Genomic DNA, 19,528 nt, shown 5'->3' with positions numbered 1-19,528 from the left:
CTTTCCTGTTTCCGTAATTGTCCCTGAATCGCCTACCAGACTACCGCGTGAAGGAAGGCGGAAATATGCCGAAGGGTGTTTCACGTGGTGGATTGATAGTTTCACGTGAAGAAAAGTGTGGGGGAACGGCGATGTTGCATGTGGAAACGGTATAGGATGGTGCGTTATGAGTGACGAGATCCATACCGACGACCAGCTCGCCGATTCACCGGTGCTTGAGGGCGTCTTCGGCGATGCGCTGGACGCGCTGAAGGTGTTTCACGGGAAACTTGCACAGGAGGGTGAGCCGAGGGGGCTCATCGGTCCGCGCGACGTGGGCATCCTGTGGGAGCGGCATCTGCTCAATTCGGCGGCGATCGTCCCGTTCGTCCGCGAGGCGACAGAGAGGCGGCAGTTCAAGACCGTCGCCGACATCGGCAGTGGCGGCGGCTTCCCGGGGCTCGTTGCGGCCGCGATGCTGCCCGACCGCGTATTCACGCTCGTCGAGCCGATGGAGCGCCGCTGCGAATGGCTTGGCGAATGCGTCGAGGCGATGGGTCTGCGGAACGTGGTCGTCGTCCGTGCGCGCGCCGAGGAGGTGATCGCCGCGCTCGACGAACGCCAGCCGGCGGCGAAACGCCATGTCAAGGCCTCGGTCGTCGTTCCCGACGGGGTGCGTGAGACGATCCGTCATCCCTTCGCCGCCGTGACCTGCCGCGCCGTCGCGCCGCTGACGAAGCTCGCCGGTTGGACGTTGCCGCTCGTCGAGCCCGGCGGTGAGCTCATCGCGCTCAAGGGACGTTCGGCGCAGGCCGAGATCGACAAGGCGCGCAAGGTGATCGCCCAGTACGGCGGCGTGCGGCCGCGGGTCGTGACGGCGCCTGTCGCCGACGGCCTCGAGGATACGAGGGTCGTAATCATCAACAAGAAGGCGACGGGCAAAAAGACGGCGAAACGGTAGGTTATCCACACCGCTTGTCCATGCGGGAAAGTTATCCACAATGCCGATGTGGATAACTTGGGTGCCAAGAAAAGCTTGTATATCAACGATTTCGCAGTGAACACGGTGTGGGGATACGGAAGTTATCCACAATCATCCACAGGTTATCCACAACGGGACCGGGCGGGCGCCCTGTCCATACGGATACACAGACTTGAAGACACTGCGACTCAACTAGGAGGACAGTCCTCGTGACAGATCAAGGGAACATCCCCGGCATGGAAAGCACCACGGAGACGCTGGCGCGTATTTTCAAAGGCAGCGACTCCGGCGTCGGCTCGCAGATCGCCGACGAGTCCACGCGCTACGAACGCATCAACGCCGCGGAATTCAAGCGTCCGGCGCGCACGCGTCGCATCGCCGTAGCCAATCAGAAGGGCGGCGTCGGCAAGACGAGCACGGCCGTCAACGTGGCCGCCGCGTTCGCGCAGACGGGCATGAATGTGCTCGTCGTCGATATGGATCCGCAGGGCAACGCGTCGACGGCGCTCGGCGCGAAGCACAACTCCGGCGACCCGTCGGTCTACGACGTCATCGAAGGCCGCGCGACGATCGCGGACGTCATGCAGACCTGCCCCGACTACGAGACGCTGCACATCGTGCCCGCGTCGATCGACCTGAGCGGCGCCGACCTCGAGCTCGCCGACATGCCCGACCGCAACAACCTGATGCGCCACGCGCTCGACGATTTCCTCGCCGACAGCGACGTGCACTACGACTACGTCTTCGTCGACTGCCCGCCGAGCCTCGGCCTGCTCGTCATCAACGCGATGTGCGCGGTCTCCGAGATGCTCATCCCGATCCAGGCCGAATACTACGCGCTCGAAGGCCTCGGCCAGCTCATCAACACGATCGGCCTCGTCCAGTCGAACTTCAACCCCGAGCTGCTCGTCTCGACGATGCTCGTGACGATGTTCGACCGCCGCACGTTGCTCAGCCGCGAGGTGTACGAGGAAGTGAAGACGCACTATCCGAGCATCGTGCTCGACACGACGATCCCGCGCACCGTCAAGATCTCGGAGGCGCCGAGCTTCGCGCAGACCGTCGTCAGCTACGATCCGCGCGGCATGGGCGCGATCGCGTACCGCGAGGCCGCGCTCGAAATCAACAACCGGTCGGCCGTGGTGCTGGAGACCATCGCATCGAGAAGAAACGAGGAGTGACATGGCATCGAAATCACGTTTGGGTCGAGGACTCGGTGCGCTGTTCCCCTCGCTGCCGGGCGAACAGCCCGCGGCGCCGGTGACGCCGCCCGAACAGCCGAAGAAGGCGGCGAAGACGCCGAAGCCGGCGCCCAAGAAGAAGACGCAGGCCACCGCGCCGGCGCAGCCCGTCACGGGCGACCAGCCGAGCGCGCCGGTCTCCCCGCTGAGCTCGACGATCCCGTCGATGGGCGCGATGACGCGTCACGGCGCAACCGTCTCGAAGCTCGCCGCGCCGATGACGCTGCAGCCGGAGGCCGCTGAGCACCGTCCGCCGGCGCAGGGCGGCGCCGACGATGCGGACACCCAGACCACGGCGACGTCGGCGCCGAAGCGCGCGGCGATGCCGGCGATCGGCGACATGGCGCATCCGAGCGACATGTTCTTCGACGGCACGCCGGTCATCGCGAAGAGCGACGCCGATGCGCGCAAGGAGGCGGCCGAGGACGGCCTCAAGCCGGTCGAGGGCGGCTACCTCGTCGAGCTCGAGGTCACGCAGATCGGGCCGAACCTGCATCAGCCGCGGACCGTCTTCAACGACGAGGAACTGCGTGAGCTGTCCGAATCGATCAAGGAAGTCGGCGTGCTGCAGCCGATCGTCGTGCGCAAACGCCCGGCCGAGCAGATCCGCGCCGCTCATGCGCAGCCGAAGCAGTCGACCGGCGATCCCTTCGCCGACCGCATGGACAGCGAATACGAGCTCATCATGGGGGAGCGCCGCTGGCGCGCGTCGCAGATCGCCGGACTGACGAAGATCCCGGCGATCGTCAAGACGACGGCCGACGACTACATGCTGCGTGACGCGCTGCTCGAGAACCTGCACCGCGTCGCGCTCAACCCGCTCGAGGAGGCGGCCGCCTATCAGCAGATGATCGACGAGTTCGGCCTCACGCAGATGCAGCTCGCGCGTTCCGTCTCGAAGTCGCGTCCGCAGATCGCGAATACGCTGCGCCTGATGAATCTTCCGGCGAGCGTGCAGAAGACGGTCGCCTCCGGCAGGATCTCCGCGGGACACGCGCGTGCGTTGCTCGGGCTGCCGGACGCCGCGTCGATGGAGGCGCTCGCCAAGCGCATCGTCGACGAAGGCCTGAGCGTGCGCAGCGTCGAGGAGATCGTCTCGATGCAGGCGAGCGACCATCCGAAGAAGCCGAAGACGAACAAGCACAATCCGTGGGCCGGCTCGCCGATCCAGGTCAGCCTCGAACAGCGCTACGGCACGAAGGTCTCGATCAAGGGATCGGAGAAGCACGGCCGCATCGAGATCGTGTTCTCGTCGCCCGAGGAGATGGAACGCATCATCGGGCTGCTTGATCCGCAGTGACGACGGCCGTCGAATGATCCCGGCGCAGCGTTGCTGCGTCTACACAAGGGGGCATGCGAACCGGAATCGGGGTTCGCATGCCCCCTTGCATATCGCTGACAGTGGCTGACGGCTCAGGCGCCGGCCTCCTCGATGAGCGATTCAAGATACATCTGCACGTCGATCGCCGCGCGGCAGCCGGTGCCGGCGGCGCTGATCGCCTGCTGGTAGACCGGATCCGCGCAGTCGCCGGCCGCGAATACGCCCGGCACGTTCGTGCGCGTGCCCGCGCCGTCGACGATGATGTAGCCGTGGTCATCGAGCGCCAGCGCGCCGCCGAGGAACGCGGTCTGCGGAATCTGCCCGGCCGCGATGAACACGCCGTTCGCGTCGAGCTCGCGCTCCTCGCCGGTGCTCACGTCGCGCACGCTGACCGACGTGACTGCCTTGCCGTCGCCGTTGATGCCCGTGACGACGGTGTTCGTCATCACGTCGATCGCCGGGTTCGCCAACGTACGGTCGACCATGATCCGCGACGCGCGGAACTGGTCGCGCCGGTGCAGCAACGTCACCGACGAGCCGAAACGGCTCAGGAACCCGGCCTCCTCCATCGCCGAGTCGCCGCCGCCGACGACGACGATCGGCTTGCCGCGGAAGAAGAAGCCGTCGCAGGTCGCGCAGTACGAGACGCCGCGGCCGGCGTACTCCTCCTCGCCGGGCACGTCGAGATGGCGGTAGTACGAGCCGGTGGCCACTATGACGGCGCGCGTGCGGTAGACGTCGCCGCCGCTGCAGCGCACCGTCTTGACCGTCTCGTCGAGTTCGACCGATTCGACGTCGTCGTAGACGAGTTCGGCGTCGAAGCGCTCCGCCTGACGCTGCATCGACTCCATCAGGTCGGGGCCGAGCACGCCGTCGGGGAAGCCGGGGAAGTTCTCGACCTCCGTCGTGTTGACGAGCTGGCCGCCCGGCGTGAGCGCGCCCGCGATGACAAGGGGCCTCAGTCCCGCCCGTCCCAGATAGATGGCCGCCGTGTAGCCCGCGGGGCCGGAACCGATGATGATGACGTCGCGAATTTCACTCATGCCTTCACAATATATGCGCCCCGTCGATTATTTCGGCGTATCTCTCTGGGCACATGGTCGCGGCCCGTGTCGCGCAAACGCGGCGGGTCATGCGGCCATTGCCGCGTGACCCGCCGCGTTGACGGTGCAGGGGTCCTAGAACGCCTGCACCGAGTCGATGTACAGCTGGTTGCCGGGAAGGCTGTCGAGCGGCACCCACATGATGATGTCCTGCGTCTCGATCGGCTTCGAGAACTTGACCTCCGTCGTGCCGCCCTCGGCGAAGGTGAACTCGGCCATCTTCTCGCCGCCGGTCGGGTTGTCGGCAGCCGCGTTCGCGTAGACGACGCCCTTGCCGCCGGACGACTGGATCTTGATGACGAGGCGATCGACGTTCTCCTTGTTCTGCAGATGCAGATAGTAGCCATAGCCCTGCTGCCCCGCCGGACGGTCGAGGAACTGCTGCGAGGAGACCGGGTATGCGGTGTTGTTCGGCGCCTTCGACGGCGTCTGCGTCGGCTCCGGCGTCTCGGTCTGCCGGTTCGACGCCTCCGGCGTCTTCACGTCGCCGCCGCTGCGCTCGCCGAAGGGGACGTTGGACAGGTCGGAGTCCGGCCAGTACGTCGTGTCCTGCCGGCCGAAGCCGAACAGCGATCCGCTCGTCGCGATGCTGTGCACGGCGAAGCCGAGCGCGACGAAGATGGCGATCACGCATACGATGATGGCGGCGCGCTTCCTGCCTTTCTTCGGCTTCGGCTCGGCGAAGCTCGACGTCGGCTGCGTCTTCGGACGCTCCTGCGGCGCGAAGCTCGGCGGCAGCGCCGGCGCGCCCATGACGTAGGTCGCGTCGATGTCCTCGCGCTCCTCGCGCAGTTCGCGCTGCGACTGCGAGCCGTCGGGCACGATGTTGCCGTCCTCGTCGATCGCCGGCAGATGGCCGGTCGACGAGGACGCGTCGACCGTGCCGTCGCGCATCGAGGACACGTCGATCGGCACCGTCATGCGCGACGGCGTCATCGGCGTCTCCTGGACGGCGTTCGGATCGAAGGCCGTGAACATCTCGGTCGCGTTGTTCGGCGAGATTTCCGGGATCTTCGTGGCCGTCTCGTCGGTGCCGCCCATGATCGCCTTGCTCTTGTTCCACAACGCCTTGAACGAGCGTGCGGCCGCCTCGTCGCCGGCGTCCTCGTCCGTCTCCTCGGGCTCCTCCTCGAGCTCGGCGAGCGACTCCGGGTCCAGCTGCTGTGCCGGGAACATCATCGACGGCATTGTCTGCGACGAGACCATCGAATCGGGGATCGGGAGGATGTCGCCGGGCAGCGCCGGCTGGATCATCGCGCGCACGATCGAGCATTCGCCGTCGGCGCCGGTCAGGCGCAGATCATGGCGCGTCAGCGCATGCAGCGGCTTGCGCGCGCCGAGCAGCGCGTCCATCTCGGCCATCGTCACAAGCGGCACCGTCGGCTTGTCGCCCTCGTTCAGCTCGAGGCCGCGCTTGACGATGAGGCGGAACTCGATAGGCGCGGCCTGCGGCAGCTTGTCGAGGGAGAAGCGCGGATGCATCGTCGACGGCGTGCGGGTGAGCATGCCGTAGAGGACGCCGGCGAGCTGACGGATCGCGCGGCGTTCGTCGTTGTATGAGGCCGGCGTGTTCGCCGTGTCGGCGAGCGCGGCGCTCACCGGGGTGTCGGCGAGCTGGACGCCGTTGCGCGTCAGGCGCACCGTGTCGGTCGACAATGCGCGGTGCGTCAGTCGGTCCTTGTGCAGGAAGCGGATCGCGTCCATCGTCTCGCCGATGATCGTGCGCATCGCCTCATAGCTGAGCGGCGGCGCGCCGGGACCGTCGTCGCGCATGTATTCACTGATCGAGACGCCGCCGTCGAGCCGGGTGAGGATGACGGCGATGTCACCGTCGTGCTGCAGCTGGATGACCTGCGTGAAACGCGGGTCGCGCGACGCGGCGAGCGTGCCGGCTAGCGCGTTCGTGCTCGACAGGACGGCACGGTTGTTGACGATGAACAGCTGGCAGTCGCGTGACAGGACGCGGTCGTTCGACTTCCACACCTGCAGGCCGGCCTCTTCACGCAATGGCGATACGAGCGTGTAGCGGTTGAGAATCGTATCTCCCAGATGAGGCTTCATGGTCACCCCTGATTCATAAGAGCGTGCGGATGTGTGCACCGTCATTCTACTGTCCGAGGTGGTCGTCGGCGCCGGCGTGCGCGGCTCGTCGGCGGCCAGCGCAACCGGCGGTTCGGCCAGTCCCGCCGGCACCGGAGGATCGAGCTGCGCGAGCTCGTCGATCGGCACCGCCGGCGCGATGCGGCTCAGCTCGGGGATGACGCGCGTGCTGTCGTCGTCATCGGCGGCGAGGCCATGGGCGGCGTCGTAGGCGCGTTCCTCGCCGTCGACGGCGTCGACGAGCGCCGACGCGGGCGCTTCGGCGTCGGCGGGCGCTGCGCGGCGGGAAAGACGGCGGCGCAGCGCAGCGACGCCCTGCGTGAGCTCCTCGCAACGCAGCACCCACAGCACGGCCAGATAGACGGCGACGATGACGACGAACAGCAGCGCCGCCGCGCCGACCGACTGCAGCCAGCCGACGACGCCGGCGCTCGACGGGTCGTTGACGTGCAGCAGATGGTAGACCGGACGCTGCAGCGCGAAGCCGATGACGACGCTCACGACCATCGCCGCGAAGGCCTTGGCGTAGGTGAGCGCGATGCGCCGGCCGTCGAGCGAGCCGTCGAAACGCCTGCGCAGCATGTGCACGAGCGGGATGAAGGACAGCAGGTAGCTTGCCGAGGCGCACAGGCCGACGGCGGCCGCCCAGTCGGTCGGTGGCAGCAGGCGCGTGCACAGCAGGCATGCCGTCAGTTGCAGCGCATACATGATCGCCATGAAGATGAACGGGGAACGGCCGTCCTCGAAGGCGTAGAACGTGCGTTGGATGATCAGGTACGCGCTCGCCAGCGGCAGGCATGCACACAGGCCCATCAGCGGCCCGCAGATAAGGATCGCCTGGTTGACGGAGACGGTCGGCAGCAGCGCGCGCGTGATCGCGAGCGGCATGACGAGGAAGAAGGCCGTGAACAGGAACATGATCGCGCCGACCGTGCGCAGCGCGCCGCTCAGGTCGCCGCGGGCGCGTTCGATGTCGTCGTCGGCGATCGCCGACGCGATCTGCGGGAAGATCGCCGTGGCGACCGAGACGGCGATGAGCGAATACGGCAGGATGTAGATTGTGTACGCGTTCTGGTAAGTCGCGTTGCCGGCGACGTCGAACTCGCTGAGATGCATCGTCTGTTCGGCGAGGCCCGGCGCGCTCGTCAGGATGCGCGTGATGACGATGTTGGCGATCTGGTCGATGGCGACGATGCCCATGCTCCATGCGGCGATCGGCCCCATCGTGCGCAGGCCGATGCCGCGCACGCCGAAGCGCGGCCGGAAGCGGAAGCCGGCACGCAGCAGCGGCACGAACAGGATCAGCGCCTGGAACGTGACGCCGAGCGTCCACATGCCGGCCGTCAGCACGATCTTCGACGTCGTCCACTCGCCGGCGGACGACGTCGCATGGTTGCCGTAGAGCACGATGAACAGGACGAAGCCGAGACAGCTGATGAGGTTCGCGCCGACCGAACTCCACGCATAGGCGCCGAACTTGTTCTTCACGGCGAGGATCTGGCCGAGCACCGTGTACAGGCCGTAGAAGAAGATCTGCGGCGTGCACCAGAGCGTGAACGCGCATGTCAGGCTGATCAGCTCGGGGCTGCCGCTGACGTATAGCCGCGTGATCCACGGCGTGAGCGCGGCCATCAACACGGTGACGCCGAGCAGCAATGTGACGGCGAAGGTGACGATCTTGTTGAGTTGCTCCTCGGCGTTGTCGCTGTGCAGCGTGCGCACGATGTGCGGCACGAGCACGGCGTTGAAGATGCCGCCGGAGACGAGCGTGTAGATAACCTGCGGGATCATCGAGCCGGCCTGGTACGCGTTCGCCGCCAGACCGGTCGTGCCGATCGCCGCTGCGAGCAGGATCGTGCGGATCTGGCCGGTGATGCGGGACGCGGCCGTGCCGGAAGCCATGATCAGCGAATTGCGGCCTACGGAAGAACTCATTCGTCGGGATCCTTCTTGCGGTGGAACTGCCGCCACAGGCCGAGCAGACCGAGCGCGACGGCGATGATGATGATGACGAGACCGCTCTTGTCGCTGATCTGCAGCGAACTGGTGATCGACGTCTGCTGCACGGCGCCGAAGGGGACGCCGTCCCTGTCGACGAGCTGTTCGCGCGCGACCGCCGTGCCGGAGGTCGTCACACGGATCGAGATCGACGCCTGCGCCTCGCCGTGCGCGGGCACCGTGATCGGGGTCATGCGGGCCGTGACGATCTCGATCGCGTCGGTGCGCGACGAGACGCGCACGTCGATCGGGAACGGCAGCCCGTTGCTCACCGTGACCGGCATCGACGCCGTCTCCGACAGCACGCTGATGTTGCCGGACGGACTCAACGTGATTGCGCCGAGCGCCGCGTCCGCGAGCTCCTGGGCGGCCTTGCCCATCGACGTGCACAGGGCCGCGTCGCCCTGCAGCGCGAACAGCGCGAGCGTGTCATGGGCGTCGAGCAGCCGTCGCGCATATGCGGACTCGGTCAGCCGCGAACCGTCGGACGCCTCCGGCGGCGCCGACTGCGCGTCCACGGTCGCCTTCGCGGCCGCGGACGCCGTGGGGGAGGAGGTGTCTGTCGCGTCCGCGTCGCCATCGTCGTTGGCGTCATCCTTCGGCGCGCCGCCGGAATTCGTCGCGGCGCCGTCCCTCCCGCCGAGGATCGACGAGGCGAGCCGTGTCAGGTCGTCGCGGCTTGCGCCGAGCTGCACGAGCGTCTCGCGGACCGTCTCGGCGCGGCCGGCGGAGAGGCCGACGTTCTCGTCGATCAGCTGCGGCGTCAACGCGGAGTCGATGAGCGTGTCCTGACCCGTGAGATCGGCGAGCGACTTCAGATCGATCCAGCTCGCGTCGCCGAGCGCGTCCATCAGCATCCTGACCTCCTGCGCGGTGGCGTCCTCGCCGAAGCAGACGAGCAACGTGCGCTGCGCGTAGGGCTGCTCCATCTGGTAGAACGCGCTCTGCGCGATGAAGCGCGCGATGCGTCCCGCGTCGGTGCGTTCGGCGCGCGCATGCTGCGACGAGGCATGCGCGTTCGCGAGCGCCGTGAGCGTCGGTTGCGCGCCGAGCACGGTGACGTCGCCATGTTCGGTCGGCACACGGTAGACGAGCGTCTGCGCCGTCGAATCGTCGGCGATGTTGAAGTCGCCGGTCGCGATCACCGTGTCATAGCCGGCCTCGCGCGCCGCGTCGAGCGCGTCCATCGTCCAGCTGTCGGAGCCCTGCCATGCGATCGTCGGCGCGCTCGCCGACGTGTCGCTGAGCGCGCCACGCAGCTGCGCGAGCGCGCTTTCGGCGCTCCACATGTCCTTGCCGACGCCGGCGCGCGCATAGGCCTGCGGATCGTCGGCGCGCGCATAGGCGGTGATGTCGAAGCGCGCCGGCTGCATCAGCGCCGTCAGATGCGGCGTGCCGAGCGTTTCGAGCACGCTCGGGTCGGCGACGACCTGCAGCTGCGGATACTTCGTGCTCAGCTGGTCCTTGTCGTGCAGCGCCTTGCGATCGTCCTCGCCGAGCGTCGCGATGGCCGAGGGCGGCACGTCGCTTTCGTTCGACGTGATGAGCCGCTGGCGCGCCTGCGTGTCGACGCTCCAGCCATGCGATGTGAGCGGCATGACGACGCTCATGCCGATCGACGGCGTGCGCTCGCCGGCCACGCCGTCCTGCGAGCGCGTGATGTAGGTGTTGAGCGACGCGCCCGTCGGCTGCGCGCCGTCGGCCGTCTGCGCGGTGTAGAGGATGCGCAGCGGCCGCGGTCCCCACGTCGTGAGCGCCGCGAGCGCGGAGGCGTGGGGGGAGAGGTCGGCGTGCACGGATACGCGGCCTCCGGCCGGGATCGGCGCGACGTCGGCGTGCGCGAGCTCATGCGTCGTGTCGATCTGCGCGACGCCGTCGGCCCACTCCTGCACGTCGGTGCGGGAGACGAAGTTGTAGTCGGGGTTCGTCAGGATGTCGATGACGCCGGCGGGCATCGTCTGCGTCGTGCGGTTCTCGACGGTGAGCGTCGCGGAGAATCCGGAGGTCTCCGTGACGACGGCCGTGAGCGATTCGACGGAGAGCGCCACGCCTGGCACGTCGGCCGTCGCGGCGTCGCCTTCGTCCGCGGCCGCCCGGGGCGTCTGCACGTCGAGCACCGTCGCGATCGCCATGAGCAGCACCAGCAGCGCGCACCAAGCACGACGCCGGACGTGCGGATCGGTGTGACGTCGGTTCACGTTAGCCCTGCCTGTTCAGTTTCCTTGCGTACAGCCAAGCTATCTTACGCTCGTTGGGGTAACTGAGCACGTCGTCCAGATCGGCGAAGTCCACCCAGATGGCGTCCTCGGCCTCATGGTCCGGGTCGCCCTCCACCGTCAGCTCTCCGCCGATCTGGCGCAGCGCGAAGTGGTGGACGAGTTTGTGGACGCGTTGGCTGGTTCCGGTGAACCAATAGTCTATCGTGGCGATCGAATCGACGACCTCGCCGAGGATGCCGGTCTCCTCGTGCACTTCGCGCACGGCCGTCTGCTGGGGCGTCTCCCCTTTTTCTATATGGCCCTTCGGCAGGCACCATTCGAGGTGGCCGCTGCGTGAGTGACGCGCGATGATCGCGACGCGGCCGCGCGCGTCGAAGACGAGGCCGCCGGCCGAGTATTCGCGCACGATCGGCAGTTCCTGCGCGTCGAGCGACGCGAAGGTCGTCGGGCGGTCGCCGGTGCGGCGGCGCGGCATCATCGCCGGCGTCGGCGTGCGCGGATCGGGTTTCGTGCGCGCCTCGTCCGTCGCGATGCGCAGCGTCTGCGACTGCGACGTGTACATGAGCGCGTCCGGCTCGAGCGGATTGCGGGCATGGTTGACCGCAGCGTTGGCAAGCATGCGTGCAACGTCTGCGGGTGTGGTCATATAGTCCACCTTACTCATGTTTTGCCGCCGATGGGATACGGGTATGCTTGAAGGGCAGAAAAGTGCCGGCGGAAACGCCGATGGGACGCGCGCGCCGCGTGAGGACGAATGCCGGAAAGGGAGCCTGTGAACTTCGAAGTGTGGCCGGAAGCCATTGAGCTGGGAGAGATGTTTGCCGATGCCGGATATGAGCTCGCGCTCGTCGGAGGCCCCGTGCGCGACCTGCTGCTGCACCGGCCCTCGCACGACCTTGACTTCTGCACGTCGGCGCGGCCCGAGGAGTTCGAACCGATCCTCAAGCGTTGGGGGCATGACGGCTTCTGGGACATGGGACGCAAGTTCGGCACGCTCGGCGCGTTGCGCCGGCGTCCCGACGGCACCGAGGTCAAGGTGGAGGTGACGACCTACCGTTCGGACGTGTACGACCCCGAATCGCGCAAGCCCGAGGTCAGCTACGGCGATTCGCTCGAAGGCGACCTGTCGCGCCGTGATTTCACCGTCAACGCGATGGCGCTGCGTGTGCCGCAGCTCGAGTTCGTCGACCCCTTCGGCGGCGCGAACGACCTGCAGCGCAAGGTGCTGCGCACGCCCGTCGACCCGCGGCAGTCCTTCGACGACGACCCGTTGCGCATGATGCGCGCCGTGCGGTTCGTCGCGCAGCTCGGCTTCTCGATCGAGCCGGAGACGGCCGAGGCGATCTGCGACATGGGGTCGCGGCTCGAGATCGTCTCCGCCGAGCGTGTGCGCGACGAACTGACGAAGCTGCTGCTGTCCGACCGGCCTCGCGCCGGCGTCGAGGCCTTCGTCGACTCCGGCCTCGCCGACATCGTCTTCCCCGAGATTCCTGCGCTGCAGCTGGAGATCGACGAGCATCACCGCCACAAGGACGTCTTCGAGCACACGATGATCGTCATCGACCGCGCGGTCGCGCTCGAGACGGGGCCCGACGGCCCGGTGCCCGGCCCTGACCTCGTGCTGCGCCTCGCGGCGCTCATGCACGACATCGGCAAGCCGAAGACGCGCAAGTTCGAACCGGGCGGCAAGGTCAGCTTCCACCATCACGACGCCGTTGGAACCAAGCTCACGCGCAAACGGCTCAAGGCGCTGCGCTTCGACCATCACATCGTCGACGACGTCAGCGATCTCGTCAACCTGCATCTGCGCTTCCACGGCTACGTGGACGAACCGTGGACCGACGCGGCCGTGCGCCGCTACGTCAAGGACGCGGGCCCCCTCTACGAACGGCTCAACCGGCTCACGCGCGCCGACGCGACGACGCAGAACCGCCGCAAGGCGCTCGTGTTCAGCTCGGCGATGGACGAGATGGAGGAGCGCGTGCGCAGGCTCAAGGAGCAGGAGGATCTCAAGGCGATCCGTCCGGATCTCAACGGCGACGAGATCATCGCCGAGCTGGGGCTCGAGCCGGGGCCGGAGGTGGGCGCCGCATACCGGCACATGCTCGATTACCGTCTCGACCACGGCCCGGTCGGGCACGACGTCGCCGTCGCCGAGCTGCATCGTTGGTACGACGAGCGCATGGCCGCGCGGTGACGGACGGTCTGCGAACGTCCCGGGTGCGTCATGTGCATGTGATGATCGCGCAACGGCCGTTTTGCGAACGGCGCGGGTGCGGTATGCGCCGATGGTGATCGCCCGGGACCTGACCCGCGATCACCATCGGCGCCGAATGCGGCCGGGATGATCGTCAGGACGCGGTTTTGCGAACGCCCCGCACACATGGTGTGTGCGGGGCGTTCGCAAAACCGCGTCCTGACGTGTATCAGCCGACCGCCGTATGGTCGGGCGCCTTCGGCAGCGACGTCATCTTGTCCGGAGCCTTGCAGCCTTCGATGTTCGGGATGTCGGAGCCGGTCTTCGGCAGGTCCTCGGTGGGCACGAGATCCTTGAACGTCGCGCCGAGCACGACGTCGACGAGCTTGTCGGAACGGTCGTCCATGACCAGCTGCGCGTCGCTGAAGTTGCTTGCGAGCGTGTACGCCTGCGGGATCGCGTTCTTGCCGAAGACGATCAGCGTGCGTTCCACCTTCGAACTGTCGTAGTTGTCGACGCCCTGCACGACGAACTCGCGGTTCTCGAGCGCCTCGGCGACGGCCTGCGCGAAACCGGAGAACTGCGTGCCGTTGAGCACGCGCACCGTAACCGAGCGGTTGTCCACGTACTTCGGCGTCGAGCCGTCGGCCGCCGGCGACACGCACGGCGCGGTGCGGCCGTAGTTCGCCGACTCCTTGCTCTGCGGGGTCTCGCCGAGGCCGCCCACATGGAAGAACACGAGCGTCGAGATGACGAGCGCGACGACAAGCACGACGCCGACGATGCCGAACACGATCGACTGGCGCTTGCGTACGTATGCCTTGCGGGCCTCGCGCGCCCCGTTGTTCTGTGCCATACCTATCCCTTGTTGACGAGGTGTGTGTGGTCTCACCTTATCCCATTATGCTGACGCTGCGGGGTCGTCGGCGGCCATGCCCGCCCGGCCTTCCGGCGCCTGCACGACCGGCGTGACCGGCGCCTGCGCCACGAAGAGCCGGTCGACGGCCTGCGCGCCGAGCCACGCCCGTTCGACCGCGTGCGCGGCGGCGTCGTCGGGTACGAAGGCGCACACGGACGGTCCCGAACCCGAGATGAAGGCGCGCGTCGCGCCGGCGGCCCTCGCCAGCTCGATCGCGACGCCCGAACGCGGGTGCAGCGACACGGCCGCGGCCTGCAGATCGTTCGGCGAACCGTCGCCGCCGAGCACGTCGAAGGCCGCATACACCTCCGGCGTGCTCAGCTGCGCGCGGTAGGCGCCGACTAGCACCCGGCCGTCGCAGCCGTCGGCGCGCAACGCCGTGATGCGCGGATCGTCCGGCGCCACCGGCGTGACGATCTCGCCGTAGCCCGATCCGTGCGCGTAGCCGCCGACGAGGCAGAACGGCATGTCCGCGCCGAGCGTCGCCGCGATCGGCGCGAGCCGTTCGAGCGGCCAATGCAGATCCCACAGTGCGTTGAGCCCGAGCAACGTGCCGGCGGCGTCCGCCGAGCCGCCCCCGAGGCCGGCGCCGACCGGGATGTTCTTCTCGATCGTCACGGCCACGTCCGGTTCGCGTCCGCAGGCCCTCGCCATCGCGAACAGCGCGAGCATAGCGTGGTTGCGCAGCATGTCGCTGCTCGACGCGGCGAGGTCGCCCAGATACTGTCCGGAGAGCTCGAGCGAGCAGCCCGCGCCGGCGGCGCGCTGTTCGAGCGTGACCGTGTCGTAGACGCCGACGGCGCAGTACATCGTGTCGAGCGCGTGGCGGCCGCCCCACGCCTCATGCCGCTCGCCGACGTGCAGCGTCAGATTCGTCTTCGCCGGGCAGTCGACGCTCACGATCGCGCCGTTCATGCGCCGAGCTCCTTCGCCGCGTCGGCGAGCCGCACGAATTCGTCGACGGTCAACGTCTCGCCGCGGCGCGTCATGTCGATGCCGGCCTTGGCGAAGGTGCCCTCCGGAACGACCTTCTTCAGCGCCGCGTGCAGCGTCTTTCGGCGCTGCCCGAAGGCGGCGTCGATGAGTGCGAACACGGCCTCGCGTCCCGCCTTCGCGTGCGCCGCCGGTCCGTCACCCGGCGCGTAGCGGTCGAAATGCACGAGCGCGGAGTCGACGTTCGGGGCAGGCCAGAAGACGTTACGGCCGATCGTGCCGACCGATTTCGCGACGCCGTACCATGCGAGCTTCACGCTTGGTGTGCCGTAGATCTTCGATCCGGGCTGCGCGGACAGCCGGTCGGCGACCTCCTTCTGGACCATGACGAGGAACGATCCGAGGTTGTCGAAGCGCTCGAGCAGCGTGAGCAGGATCGGCGTTGCGACGTTGTACGGAAGGTTGGCGACGAGCGTGAACGACGCGTCGCCGGCGAAGTCGGGGAGATTGCGCGGCGTGAGCGTGAGCGCGTCGGCGCGCACGACGCGCAGACGGTCGGCCGCGTCCGGCATGAACTCGCCGATCGTGCCCGGCAGCCGCTGCGCGACCGGCGGATCGATCTCGACCGCTGTCATATGCGCGCCGGTCTCGAGGATCGCGAGCGTGAGCGAGCCGAGTCCGGGACCGACCTCGAGCACATGGTCGTCGGCGCCGACGCCCGCTTCGCGCACGATGCGGCGCACGGTGCCCGGATCGATGACGAAGTTCTGTCCGAATTTCTTCGTCGGGCTGATGCCGGCGTCGGCGGCGATGCGGCGGATGTCGGCGGCGCCCAGCAGATGGCCTCCGATGGATGCCCCGTCCGTCGCGGACGGCGCGGATGCAGGGTCGGTGGATGTCGTCGATGCGGCCGCGACGGCCGTCGCGGCCGTGCGCTGTTCGTCGTGTGCGCTCATGTGGATGTGTCGTCTTCTCTCTGGACCGTTGTCCGGATCGTCGTTCCTGTGATGGATGGCCGCGGTCGGCTGCGGATGGGGGATCTGGCGGGGCCCCGTCCGTCGGCGTGCGTCGTGGTCTAGTACCAGCCGACCTGTTCGGAATGCTCCCAGGCCTTCATCGGCGAGCCGTAGCGGCCCGCGATGTAGCTCAGGCCCCAGTCGATCTGCACGGCGGCGTCGTCGCGCCAGTTCGTGCCGAAGGCGGCCATCTTGTCGCCGGGCAGTGACTGTGGGATGCCGTAGGCGCCCGAATACGGGTTCTCGGCGTTCCAACGCCATCCCGATTCGCGGTTCCACAGTTTCACGAGGTCGGTCCAGTTCTGTCCGGTCCAGCCGTATTGCGCGGCGGCGCCGGCGGCATAGGCCTGCGCCGCGGAGGCCGACGGGCGGCACAGACGGCAGTCCTCCGCCGGCGTGCTCGGCTGCGTCGGCTGTTGAGTCGGCTGCGGCTTGGGCGTCTGCGTGGGTTGCTGTGTCGGCTGCGGCTGCTGGGTCGGCGTCTGGGTCGGCGTCTGGGTCGGCGTCTGCGTCGGTTTGGGCGTCTGCGTGGGTTGCTGCGTCGGTTGCGGCGTCTGCGTCGGCTGCGGCGTCTGCGTCTGCGTGGGTTGCTGCGTCGGCTGCGGCGTCTGCGTCGGCTCGGCGCTCGGCTGCGCCGACGGCTGTTGCGTCGATTCGTTGCTCGGCGTCTGCGTCGGCTCGCTCGCCTCGCCGCTGCCGTCCGTGCTGGTGCCCGCAGCGTCGTCCGTGCCGGTGTTTCCGTCGGTGTCGGCGTCGGTGCCCGCGTCGCCGTCGCCTGTGCCGTCCGCGCCGTCCTGGGGCAGTTCGACCTTCTCCGGTCCGACGGCGACGACCTCGTCGAGCGCCGTCTTCGTCACGACCTCGTTCGTCTGCGTCGTCTCCACCGGCACGCCGTCGACGTAGGTGATGCGGTAGGTGATCTTCTTCTCGCCGTTCTCGCCGGCCATGTCGACGCGCCGTGCACCCGGCTCGAGCGTGTCGTCGAGCACGGTGCGCGTCGTGTACGGGATGGCGACGGTCTCCGTCTTGTCGCCGTAGGTCACGCGCTGCACGCGCAGGATCGTCTCGTCGCCGTCCTTCTGCACGCTGACGCGGTCGTCCTTGCCGAGCGTGATGCCCTTCGAATCGAGGATCGACGCCGCCGGCAGCTTGCCGTTCGGCGCGATCGACGTCTTGCCGTCGGCGATCACCGTGACCGGGCCGTCGGCGTTGATGACCATGCCGCCGGTGAGCTGGTTGTAGACGTTCTTGATGTCGACGGTGATGCGCGATGCGGCGACCTCGTTCTGCTCGAAGAAGTCGAGCAGCTGCTCGGCGCTGTCCGCGACCGTCCAGAACGGCATCTGCTGGCCGTCGATCGTGATCGTCGTCTGGTAGGCGCTTTTCACGGTGACGACGTCGTTATCGACGAGCGTGCCGTCGCCGGTGTTCTTGACGAGGTCGTGCGTCTTGACGTCGACGCCCTGTTCGCGCAGCAGGCCGCTCACCGTAGTCGCGTAGGTCGTCAGATAGCGTGTGTCACCGTTGACGTCGAGCGCGACCGATTTGCGGGCCGTGCACGCGAAGGTGAGGCACGACGCGAGCACGAGCGCGACGGCGCAGGTCATGACACGGATGCGACGCAACGTCACGGTGCGTCTCGGTGACCATCGCTTGGGCATAGTCCCCCTTTTCCTGGCTTTCCTGCACAATTGCTATCCTGTCATGATTGTACTGGCGCGCGCCGCCATTTTCACCGTCGATGTCCGCGTCGATGTCCACTCCCGCGCCGCCTGCACCCCTTCGTCTCGGTTTCCCCTGGATTTTCGGCTGCTCGTCGCGTCCCGTTTCGTCGACCAGTTCGACGATTCCACCCGCTGATGGCCCGATTTGCGTCCTGTCCCGTCGGCAACGTCGACGATCTGGCCCGCTGGGGGCTGGTTCACGGGTGATTTCGTCGACCTCGTCGATGGCTCGGCCCGTTGCGTCCGGATTCGTCACCTGTGCCGATGGTTCCGTCCGCGGAAGCCCCGGTCCGCGGGTCGAACCGTCGATGCGCATGACGGGACTGGACGCGGCGGCCGGGATCCGGATGCGTGGGCCGCACACGGGGCGTGGAAGACAAGGGAAAACAGGAAACCCTGCGGCCAATGGACGCAGGGTTTCCGTTGGAAGGGGTGGGGGCGAGAGAGAAGGGGATGTTCTCGCCCCCCGCGGGCGAAGCTGGTTGGGGGGATGCTTCACCCGCACCTGAAGGCTATGGTTGGGGGAGCCTTCAGGATTTGCTTACTCAGAGGTAAGTATTCCTTTGCATGAGGCCAAACTTCTCATACACATTATGAGTATATGGATTCTTCGTCCTTAATGCAAATCGAGCCTCCTGTCGGGATCGAACCGACGACCTGCCGCTTACAAGGCGGCCGCTCTGGCCATCTGAGCTAAGGAGGCTGACGCTGTCGCGTCGGGCGCATCGCATGCCGACCGTGAACAGCATAGCAGCTCATCTGGAACGGTCAAGGCGTCGGACGCGCCGGCCGCCGAACGCACACGGCATCTTCATGCCGCGCGTCCGGCGCGCCGTCACGGGATGAGCGCGTCGCCCTTCGCGCCGATCGACGGCAGATCTCCCTTGACGCCGATGTCCTCCGGCTTGAGGCCGATCGCGTCGCACAGCGCCTCGGTGAGCGACGCCTTCGACGTGACCTTCGTGTCGTGGATGTCCCAGTACTTGCCGTTGATCGTCACCGTCGGCGTCGACATCGACCCCTTCATCGAGCCGCTCGTGCTCCACAGCTCCTCGCGTGTCGGCGTGTAGGTATTGACGGCGTCGAGGTAGTCGTCGTACTGGCGGGTGATCGCCTTGTCGGCCACGTCCTTGTCCACGCCGGCGTCGACGGCGCGCTCGGCGATCTTCTCGTCGCTGATCGGCACGTAGTTCGACTCGTCCGGCTGGAAGTCGGCGGCGTAGAGGTTGGACATGAACTTGAGCAGATGGTCCGGATCCGGATCATGGTCGGCGATGTACAGCGCCATGTTCGCCGTGCGCGTCGAGTATTCGTCGCTCGAGAAGCGGTCCATGAAGGACATGAAATGCAGATCCAGATTGATCTGGCCGGCGTCGGCCATCTTCACGAGATCCTTGTCGAGGTTCTGGTTGAGGCTGCCGCAGCCCGGGCACATGAAGTCCATGTAGATGCCGATGGTCGGCACGTCGGCGATCGGCTTGTCATAGCCGTCGGCCGAGATGAGGATGCCTCCCTGGTCGTCGGCGACCGACGGTTTCGACGGCGACGTCGCGAGCTTCGTCTTCGCGTCCTCCGCCTCCTGGGTCGTCGTCGTGGACGCGTTGTCCGCCGCCGGGTGGGTGCTGCGCCAGACGGCGACGCCGGCGATGACGATGAGCACGACGAGCACGGCCGCCACGATGGCGCCGATGATCGTCTGCTGCCTGCGTTCCTTCGCCGCCTGTGCCGCCTGCGCCTGCCTCGCGGCGGCCTCGGCCTCGCGGCGGTCGCGTTTGGATGGGTTGTTTCGAGCCATC

At 67.4% G+C, this 19,528-nt stretch carries 14 protein-coding genes and 1 tRNA gene; 5 read left to right on the top strand and 10 right to left on the bottom strand.

Annotation, left to right across the window (positions count from 1 at the left end; translation table 11 throughout):
* Window positions 1-166: 166 nt before the first annotated feature.
* From rsmG to D2E22_RS02405, 3 genes are all read left to right on the top strand, one after another.
* Window positions 167-940, top strand: coding sequence for a 16S rRNA (guanine(527)-N(7))-methyltransferase RsmG (gene rsmG, locus D2E22_RS02415; protein ID WP_126031549.1), 774 nt, complete (start codon window positions 167-169; stop codon window positions 938-940).
* Between the two features lie 257 nt (window positions 941-1,197).
* Complete coding sequence (locus D2E22_RS02410; RefSeq protein ID WP_164518387.1) at window positions 1,198-2,142, top strand: ParA family protein; 945 nt, start codon at window positions 1,198-1,200, stop codon at window positions 2,140-2,142.
* A 1-nt stretch (window position 2,143) separates the two neighbouring features.
* Window positions 2,144-3,502, top strand: coding sequence for a ParB/RepB/Spo0J family partition protein (locus tag D2E22_RS02405; protein WP_126031547.1), 1,359 nt, complete (start codon window positions 2,144-2,146; stop codon window positions 3,500-3,502).
* Between the two features lie 113 nt (window positions 3,503-3,615).
* Here D2E22_RS02405 and trxB read toward each other — a convergent pair whose 3' ends face one another.
* The 4 genes from trxB to D2E22_RS02385 form a co-directional block, all read right to left on the bottom strand.
* Window positions 3,616-4,566: a thioredoxin-disulfide reductase gene (trxB, locus tag D2E22_RS02400; protein ID WP_126031546.1), complete on the bottom strand. Its 951-nt coding sequence runs from the start codon at window positions 4,564-4,566 to the stop codon at window positions 3,616-3,618.
* A 135-nt stretch (window positions 4,567-4,701) separates the two neighbouring features.
* Window positions 4,702-8,661: a murein biosynthesis integral membrane protein MurJ gene (locus D2E22_RS02395; RefSeq protein WP_241218133.1), complete on the bottom strand. Its 3,960-nt coding sequence runs from the start codon at window positions 8,659-8,661 to the stop codon at window positions 4,702-4,704.
* Window positions 8,658-10,922, bottom strand: coding sequence for a DUF6049 family protein (locus D2E22_RS02390; protein ID WP_126031545.1), 2,265 nt, complete (start codon window positions 10,920-10,922; stop codon window positions 8,658-8,660). The genes D2E22_RS02395 and D2E22_RS02390 overlap by 4 nt, the downstream gene beginning before the upstream one ends.
* 1 nt (window position 10,923) lies before the next feature.
* Entirely contained in the window at window positions 10,924-11,589 is a 666-nt protein-coding gene (locus D2E22_RS02385) for an NUDIX hydrolase (protein ID WP_164518386.1), read from the bottom strand.
* A 126-nt stretch (window positions 11,590-11,715) separates the two neighbouring features.
* On the opposite strand from D2E22_RS02385, the gene D2E22_RS02380 reads away from it, so the two are divergent.
* The gene (locus D2E22_RS02380) at window positions 11,716-13,140 is read left to right on the top strand and encodes a CCA tRNA nucleotidyltransferase (RefSeq protein ID WP_164518385.1); all 1,425 of its coding nucleotides are present in this window, start codon (window positions 11,716-11,718) and stop codon (window positions 13,138-13,140) included.
* Between the two features lie 229 nt (window positions 13,141-13,369).
* Here the strand turns inward: D2E22_RS02380 and D2E22_RS02375 are convergent, their stop codons facing one another.
* The 4 genes from D2E22_RS02375 to D2E22_RS02360 form a co-directional block, all read right to left on the bottom strand.
* Window positions 13,370-13,996, bottom strand: a complete 627-nt coding sequence (locus D2E22_RS02375; RefSeq protein WP_126031543.1) for a LytR C-terminal domain-containing protein — start codon at window positions 13,994-13,996, stop codon at window positions 13,370-13,372.
* 45 nt (window positions 13,997-14,041) lie between these two features.
* Entirely contained in the window at window positions 14,042-14,974 is a 933-nt protein-coding gene (locus D2E22_RS02370; RefSeq protein WP_126031542.1) for a 4-(cytidine 5'-diphospho)-2-C-methyl-D-erythritol kinase, read from the bottom strand.
* Window positions 14,971-15,948: a 16S rRNA (adenine(1518)-N(6)/adenine(1519)-N(6))-dimethyltransferase RsmA gene (rsmA, locus tag D2E22_RS02365; RefSeq protein ID WP_126031541.1), complete on the bottom strand. Its 978-nt coding sequence runs from the start codon at window positions 15,946-15,948 to the stop codon at window positions 14,971-14,973. The genes D2E22_RS02370 and rsmA overlap by 4 nt, the downstream gene beginning before the upstream one ends.
* A gap of 119 nt (window positions 15,949-16,067) precedes the next feature.
* Entirely contained in the window at window positions 16,068-17,669 is a 1,602-nt protein-coding gene (locus tag D2E22_RS02360) for an aggregation-promoting factor C-terminal-like domain-containing protein (RefSeq protein ID WP_126031540.1), read from the bottom strand.
* Here D2E22_RS02360 and D2E22_RS10460 point away from each other — a divergent pair.
* Window positions 17,614-17,868, top strand: a complete 255-nt coding sequence (locus D2E22_RS10460) for a hypothetical protein (RefSeq protein WP_164518380.1) — start codon at window positions 17,614-17,616, stop codon at window positions 17,866-17,868. The two genes, D2E22_RS02360 and D2E22_RS10460, sit on opposite strands and share 56 nt — an antisense overlap.
* A 493-nt stretch (window positions 17,869-18,361) precedes the next feature.
* Here D2E22_RS10460 and D2E22_RS02355 read toward each other — a convergent pair.
* A tRNA-Thr gene (locus D2E22_RS02355) sits at window positions 18,362-18,435 on the bottom strand.
* 132 nt (window positions 18,436-18,567) lie between these two features.
* The gene (locus D2E22_RS02350) at window positions 18,568-19,527 is read right to left on the bottom strand and encodes a DsbA family protein (protein WP_126031539.1); all 960 of its coding nucleotides are present in this window, start codon (window positions 19,525-19,527) and stop codon (window positions 18,568-18,570) included.
* Window position 19,528: the final 1 nt, after the last annotated feature.

It is taken from the genome of Bifidobacterium castoris, from assembly GCF_003952025.1.
Classification (GTDB): domain Bacteria; phylum Actinomycetota; class Actinomycetes; order Actinomycetales; family Bifidobacteriaceae; genus Bifidobacterium; species Bifidobacterium castoris.
The sequence above is the reverse complement of the archived record's forward strand: the minus strand, read 5'-3'. Positions and strand labels throughout refer to the sequence as shown.